This is a genomic window from Methylobacillus sp. MM3 (assembly GCF_001645185.1).
Classification (GTDB): Bacteria; Pseudomonadota; Gammaproteobacteria; order Burkholderiales; family Methylophilaceae; genus MM2.
This window is the reverse complement of record NZ_LXTQ01000030.1, coordinates 302796-309989: the sequence shown is the minus strand read 5'-3', so window position 1 is coordinate 309989 and position 7194 is coordinate 302796. Positions and strand designations below refer to the sequence as shown.

Below are 7194 nucleotides of genomic sequence, written 5' to 3'. Positions count from 1 at the left end.
GCGCCCAGCAGCGTGCGCATCAGTTCGGCCTTGACCGGGTCGCGCCGTGCCAGTTCGCCCCAGGCGAAGCCCGACAGCTGCGATTCCAGCAGGCTGCGCATGCGCTTCAGTTCCTGGGACATTTCGGTGTACTGTGCGCTTGCTGCAGCAGCTTTGACCGACGGTTCCTGCGGCGGCGCGGTTTCAGGATGCCTGATTTCAGGCGGCGCGGGCGTCGGAATGGCAGGTATAGGAGTGATCGACTTGAAGACTGGCTGCGGTTGCGGAGCGCGGGCGATGGGGGCTGGATGGACGTGGGCGAGCGCTTGCGCTTCGTCTTCGGCCACCGCCATGATTTCGATGCCGTCGGCTACCTGGCGGTTGGAAAGAATCAACGCATTTGTTCCCAGTGCATCCCTGACCTGACGCAATACCTCGCGGGTATTGGCTCCGAAAAACTTGCGGATCTGCATCAGCTGCCTACCGTGGCAACGACGCGGATCATGCGTCCGTCAGGAACTTCGGAATGCGACAGCACGTGCAGTTGCGAAACCGAGCGGCGTAGGAAACGCGCCATCAGCGAACGCATGGGAGCAGGGACCAGTAGCACGGCAGGCATGCCCATCTGTTCCTGGCTTTCCGCCGCCCGACTGACGCCGCGCAGAAGCTGATCCGCAAGACCAGGTTCCAGTCCCGGACCTTCCGCGCCTGGTGTTTGCGTGGCCTGCATCAGGATGTTTTCCAGCTGCGGTGCCAGCGCGATGACTTGCAGCTCGCTGTTGCCGGGGAAGAGCGATTGGGTGATCGCGCGGCCAAGTGCGGTACGAACCATGGCCGAGAGTTGCTCCGCATCCTGCGTGCGAGAGGCGTTGTCGGCCAATACTTCGAGGATGGTGCGCATGTCGCGGATATGCACGCCCTCCTGCAACAAATTCTGCAATACTTTCTGCAGGGTACCGAGCTGGAGGGTCTTGGGAATCAGATCTTCCACCAGCTTGGGCGATTCCTTGCCGATGCGGTCGACCAGTTGTTGCGTTTCCTCGCGGCCCAGCAATTCAGCGGCATGGCTCTGGATGATGTTGGACAAATGCGTCGCCACCACGGTCGAGGCATCGACCACGGTGTAACCGAAGCTTTGTGCCTGCTCTCGCATTTCGGCGCCTACCCACACGGCCGGCAGGCCGAATGTGGGGTCGTGTGTCGGCGTGCCGGAAAGTTCTCCCAGAACCCGTCCCGGATTGATGGCAAGGAACTGCCCGGCAAAGGCTTCGCCCTGACCGATTTCCACTCCCTTGAGCGCGATGCGGTAGGCGTTCGGGCGCAGTTCGAGATTGTCCCGGATATGCACCGCCGGCACGAGGAAGCCCATGTCTTGCGCGAATTTCTTGCGGATGCCGCGAATACGGCGGAGCAGTTCGCCATCCTGGCCGCGGTCGACCAGCGGGATCAGGCGATAGCCGACTTCCAGCCCCAGCACGTCGACCGGCGCGACATCGTCCCAGCCGACTTCCGGAATTTCGGTAGACGGGGCTACTGTCTCGGCTACGGTCTCCTGAGCGACTGCCGCCTGGGCGCGGGATTCCATCGTGTAACCGGTCCCAATCAGGATGGCCGCCAGGATGAGAAATGCGAGATGCGGCATGCCGGGAATCAGGCCGAGTATGCCGAGCACGCCGCCAGTCAGATAAAGCACCTTGGAGTTGTTGAACATCTGGCCCAGCATCTGCTGGCCAATGTCTTCGTCCTTGCCCACGCGGGTCACCACGATACCGGCCGCAGTGGAGATGATGAGCGCCGGAATTTGCGCGACCAGGCCATCGCCGATGGTCAGCAGGGTGTAGTTGTTGACGGCGGTGGCGAGGTCGAGGTCGTGCTGGAAGATGCCGACCGCGAGTCCGCCGATGATGTTGATCAGCATGATCAGGATGCCGGCGACGGCGTCGCCACGCACGAATTTGCTGGCACCGTCCATGGAGCCGTAGAACTCGGCTTCCTCTGCGATTTCCGTACGGCGACGGCGAGCTTCGTCTTCGCCGATCAGGCCGGCGTTGAGGTCGGCGTCGATGGCCATCTGCTTGCCGGGCATGGCGTCCAATGTAAAGCGAGCGCTAACTTCAGCAATGCGCCCCGCGCCTTTGGTGATAACCACGAAGTTGATGATCACCAGGATAATGAACACCACAATACCGACCGCGTAATTGCCGCCGACCAGGAAGTGGCCGAAAGCCTCGATCACCTTGCCCGCCGCATCGGCGCCGGTATGCCCTTCGAGCAAAACAATCCGGCTGGAGGCGACATTCAGCGACAGCCGCAACAGCGTGGTCATTAGCAGCACGGTGGGGAAGGCGGCGAAGTCCAGCGGTTTCAGCGTGTACATGCTGACCATGATGACGATCATGGACAGCGCGATATTGAAGGTGAACAGCAGGTCGAGCAGAAAGGTGGGAAGCGGCAGCACCATCATGGCGAGGATCATGATGATGAGCAGCGGCGCGGCTAGCGCGCGCAGATCCAGCCGGGGTGCAGCCATCACTGCCATTATTCAGTCGTATCCAAAATATCCATTCCCTCGGGCACCGGAATATTCTCCGGTTGCTGCGGCATGGCGCCGCCTTGCTTATTATAACTGCGAAGCTGGTAAACGTAAGCGAGCACTTCGGCCACGGCGGAGAAAAGCGAGGCAGGGATTTCCTGTTCGAGCTCGGCGTGCTTGTATAAGGCTCGCGCCAAGGGGGGCGCGCTCAGGATGGGCACGTGATGCTCCACCCCCAGCTCGCGGATGCGCTCCGCGAGCAGATAGGAGCCTTTGGCGATGACGCGCGGCGCGCGCATTTCCTTTTCGTTGTAGCGCAGGGCTACCGCGTAGTGCGTCGGGTTGGTGACGATGACGTCGGCCTTGGGCACTTCTGCCATCATGCGGCGGCGCGCCATTTCGCGCTGCATCGCGCGGATGCGGCCCTTGATCTGTGGATCCCCTTCGCTTTCCTTCATTTCCTGCCGCACTTCTTCCTTGGTCATGCGAAGTTTGCGGTAGTACTCCCATAGCTGGAACGGCACGTCGATGGCGACGATCAGGATCATCGCCGATGTGATCAGGATAAACAGCCAGCCCAGCAGGCTACCCAGATGATATATCCCGGAATCAACCGATTCGGAGGCGAGTGAGAACGCTTCTTCCTGGTAGTTCCAGATCACAGCGAACCCGACGCCGCCCACCACGAGTGATTTGGCGATGGCTTTTCCCAACTCTCCCAGACTGGTGACGGAAAACAGGCGTGCGATCCCTTTCATCGGGTTCAGCCGGCCGAAATCGGGCTGAACGGCCTCTGCACTCATCATCCATCCGCCAAGCAGGATGGGTGCGGCCAACGCGGCGATTACCAATACCAGCAGGAAAGGAAGAAACAGCTGCAACATATCCAGCGTGGCATGGATCAGGCTGTTCCACATGAAGTCGGGTGAATTGAGCGCCGCGCGATCGAAGGTCAAGCCGCGTCGTATGAGGTCAGTCATGCCGGCTGTGAGTTGGGCTCCCATCATCAGCAGGGTGGCGCCGGCCACGATCAGGATGGCGAAGGTGTTCAACTCCCGCGAGCGAGGGATGTTGCCTTTTTTGCGCGCCTCATCCAAGCGCCTTGGTGACGCTGGTTCTGTTTTTTCGAGATCGCTGTCTTCTGCCATGGTGGCAGGATTTTACTGCAAAAAGAAAACCCGCCGGAGGCGGGTTAACCATGAAGATGGATTGTTCGATCAGAACCGGTAGCTGGCACTTACGCCGAAGAGCCAGTTGCGCGATGAGGAAGGCTCGTAATAACGCATTCTCGTTTCGTTCACTTTCACCGAAGCCGAATAGTTTTTATCGGTAATGTTATCCACCCTGATAAATTCGTTGAATTCCCATGCGGTCATTTTCTGGGTGAACCCGCCGCGCCAGTTAAAGGTGGTATAAGGATTAGCGGATTCGGTATTGAGGTCATTGACATAGGTCTTGCTGAAATGGATGCCTTCAATGGCCGTCGAAAATCCGGTCGGAGCGTGCTTCCAGGATAATTCCGCATAGGTGGTTGAAGAATAGGTGCCGGGGATCTTGTTGCCGGCATCGACGGTTTTATCTCCGGTACACCACAAGTTAACCGTGCCGCTTCCAAAGCATTGGAAGGCATCCTTGTATTCCGCGCTCATCAAGGTATATGCCGCATAAAACTTGAAGTTATTGGGAAGAATGCTGTCAATGGAGAGTTCGAGGCCTTTGCGTTCGGTATCGCCGGCATTTTTATAGGCGGTTTGCCCACCGACCGAAGTATCAACGACGATTTCCTTTTCGGTATCGACCTTGAACAAGGCAAGATTGACGCGCGTCATGTCGGAAATGAAGGCTTTTACCCCCACTTCGTAATTCTTGCTTTCGCTCGGCTTGATGGTGTTGTTGATCGTGGAGAAAGTACGGTCGTAATTGAGTTCGATAAACGTGGGTGTTTCGAATCCCTTGCCTGCATTGGCATAGAGGTTGACCGTAGGAGTGAGCTTGAACGTAACGCCGGCGACCGGACTGGTATTGCTGAAACTCATGGAGCCGCTATTGTCGCCATTGCTCAGGAATTGGTCGTCGATATCGAAATCGATCTTGGTGTGCCGCAGGCCGCCAGTCAGCAACCAGCGCTCGGAGGGCTCCCAGGTGGCTTGAACATACTGATCGAAGTTATGAACGTTCTGGTCTTCCCTGCGCGTTTCTCCCGGAATCAGCACACCGTTGAGTGCGTTATAGGCTCGGCGGTCATCCGTCATCGTGTCGTAGTTGAGGCCGGCGGTTACCGTGAATGGCTTATCGGCGAGAGTCGATTTGTAGGTCCATCGTGCATCCGCTCCGCCGAAATCGCGATCAATGGTGGACACAGTGTTGGTCACCAGATATTGGCGATTTTCGCGTTGACCGTAGTAAGTCATCAGGCGAATGCTGTGCTCTTCGGAAAAATTGTGGTCGAGAACCACGCCGGCCTGGACGTGGTTCCGGTCGACGTGAGTGTTGCGCGATTCCGCGTTGCCGCCGCCGGTGTCGGGATAGATGGATCTGGGGTCTGCGTGCATCTGGGCTTTGGTAAGGCCCAGGGGGTCCTGCGATTCCGGCTGGTCGAGCGCCGTTGCCAGCAGGGTAATTTTGGTATCTTCACTGGCCTGATAGCTGAATTTCCCGTGCAAGGTGTCGCGGGTCGATTCGCTATGGTCGCGGTAGCCGTCGCTTTGCTGGTGGGCGGCATTGACGATGTAGTTGAAGGCGCCTTCCTGGCCGCTGAATGTCAGGCTTTCGCGCTGGGAATCATAGCTTCCGAAAGTGATGCCGCCAGATACGGTCGGCATTTCCTCGCCGTCGGCGGTAAGGAGTTGCACGACACCGCCCGATGAGTTGCCATACAGAGCAGAAAACGGCCCGCGCATGAATTCAATGCTTTTTGCGGTATCCAGATTGAAGGTGCCGGTTTGGCCCGCGCCGTCCGGCATCGACATCGGGATGCCGTCCGCATATAGCCGTACGCCGCGTACGCCGAATGCCGAGCGTGCGCCGAAGCCGCGAGTCGAGATCGCGATGTCCTGCGCCGGGTTGTTGCGGTTACTAACGACAACACCGGGAATACGCACCGCTGTTTCGGATAAGTTGATGCGCGGTTGACCCTCTCGTATCGTTTCGCCGTCGACAACGTCGATGGAAACCGGCAAATCGAAGCTGTTCTGCTCGACGCGCGTGGCGGTTACGACGACGGGTGCGGTGATGACGGCGCTGTCGGCGGAAGTTTCTTCTGCCCAGGCTGGAAATGCCGCAAGGCTAGCCGCTATGGCAAGAGTGAGAGGGGTGGGCTGAAACATGGTGCATCCTTACTTTTTTTGGCAAATATATATGGATGCAATGTACTCACAAGCTCGGCCGTTGAACATCATGAAATTCATTAATTTCAGACAAAACCATCCAGTATTTGTACTTTTACAGTTTCGCCAGCCTGAATATTGCCGCAGCTCTCGTCCATGACGATAAAGCAATTGGCTTCGGACATCGAGCGCAACACGCCGGAGCCTTGATTGCCGATGGATTGCACTTTCCATTGCCCGTCGCCGTCGGCGAATAGCACGCCGCGCTGGAACTCGGTGCGACCCGGCGCCTTCTTCAGATTGCCGGCAGAAATCACGGACAGTTGCGGCACCGGCACAGGGTTGGGCTGACCCATCAGCACCAGCATCGCATCGCGCACGAACTGGTAAAAGGTGACCATGACCGAGACCGGATTGCCGGGCAAGCCGAAGTAATGGGCATCGCCGATCTTGCCGTAGGCGAGCGGGCGGCCGGGCTTCATCGCGATTTTCCAGAACACGACCTGGCCGAGCTCGGTAAGCAGTTGCTTCATGTAGTCCGCTTCGCCGACCGAGACGCCACCACTGGTGAGGATGACGTCGGCGCAGGCCGCCGCATCCTGCAATGCTTGTTCGAGCAGTGCAGGGTCGTCGCGCACCACACCCATGTCGATCACCTCCACGCCCAGGCGCGTCAGCATGCCATAGAGCGTGTAGCGATTGCTGTCGTAAACCTGGCCGGCTTCGAGCGGTTGGCCAATGCTGGCGAGTTCGTCTCCGGTGGAGAAGAATGCGACACGCAATTTGCGGTAGACCTTGACCTCGCCCAGACCAAGCGACGCGATCAGCCCGAGGTCGGCCGGGCGCATCATGTGCCCGGCGGCGAATACCACCTGGCCTTGCTTCAAATCCTCACCGGCATAGCGCAGGTTCTGTCCGCGCCTGACGCCCTCGCCGAAGGTGATACGGCCATCCTCCGCTTGTACATGCTCTTGGATCACCACGGTGTCGCATTCCGGCGGCATGACCGCGCCGGTCATGATGCGTACGCATTCTCCCTTGCCGACCGTGCCTTCAAACGCCTTGCCGGCGAAGGCAGTGCCTGCGATGCGCAGCGTGGTATTGCCACTGGCTGCCACATCGTCGGCATTCAGTGCGTAGCCGTCCATCGCAGAATTGTTGTGGTTGGGTACGTTATAGGGCGAGAGGATATCTTCTGCCAGTACGCGGCCCAGCGAGCTGCGCAACGCGAGGCTTTCCTTTGTCTGCACGGGCTGGAGAAAATCGCGGATAAAGCGACGGGCTTTGTCCACGGACATCGAGTTGGGATCGTAATCGTCGGCGCAGCTGATGGCGCGGATGAGGTCTTGGGTCATG

Annotated in this window: 4 protein-coding genes and 1 pseudogene; all 5 read right to left on the bottom strand. The window is 58.6% G+C overall.

Annotation, left to right across the window (positions count from 1 at the left end):
- Window positions 1–452 (bottom strand): annotated as a pseudogene (locus A7976_RS10345) (flagellar biosynthesis protein FlhF); the annotation flags it as partial.
- Window positions 452–2518, bottom strand: a complete 2067-nt coding sequence (gene flhA / locus A7976_RS10340) for a flagellar biosynthesis protein FlhA (RefSeq protein ID WP_067111079.1) — start codon at window positions 2516–2518, stop codon at window positions 452–454. The pseudogene A7976_RS10345 and the gene flhA, both read right to left, overlap by 1 nt.
- A complete protein-coding gene (flhB, locus tag A7976_RS10335; RefSeq protein ID WP_067111077.1) occupies window positions 2518–3660 on the bottom strand; it encodes a flagellar biosynthesis protein FlhB in 1143 nt (380 codons plus the stop codon). The genes flhA and flhB overlap by 1 nt, the downstream gene beginning before the upstream one ends.
- A gap of 69 nt (window positions 3661–3729) precedes the next feature.
- Complete coding sequence (locus A7976_RS10330; protein ID WP_067111074.1) at window positions 3730–5838, bottom strand: TonB-dependent receptor; 2109 nt, start codon at window positions 5836–5838, stop codon at window positions 3730–3732.
- A gap of 86 nt (window positions 5839–5924) precedes the next feature.
- The gene (gene glp / locus A7976_RS10325; protein ID WP_067111071.1) at window positions 5925–7193 is read right to left on the bottom strand and encodes a gephyrin-like molybdotransferase Glp; all 1269 of its coding nucleotides are present in this window, start codon (window positions 7191–7193) and stop codon (window positions 5925–5927) included.
- Window position 7194: the final 1 nt, after the last annotated feature.

Bases quoted from the DNA above. Each gene is read 5' to 3' on its own strand.
- flhA (WP_067111079.1), bottom strand. From the start codon at position 2,518: ATGGCAGTGATGGCTGCACCCCGGCTGGATCTGCGCGCGCTAGCCGCG.
- flhB (WP_067111077.1), bottom strand. From the start codon at position 3,660: ATGGCAGAAGACAGCGATCTCGAAAAAACAGAACCAGCGTCACCAAGG.
- A7976_RS10330 (WP_067111074.1), bottom strand. From the start codon at position 5,838: ATGTTTCAGCCCACCCCTCTCACTCTTGCCATAGCGGCTAGCCTTGCG.
- glp (WP_067111071.1), bottom strand. From the start codon at position 7,193: ATGACCCAAGACCTCATCCGCGCCATCAGCTGCGCCGACGATTACGAT.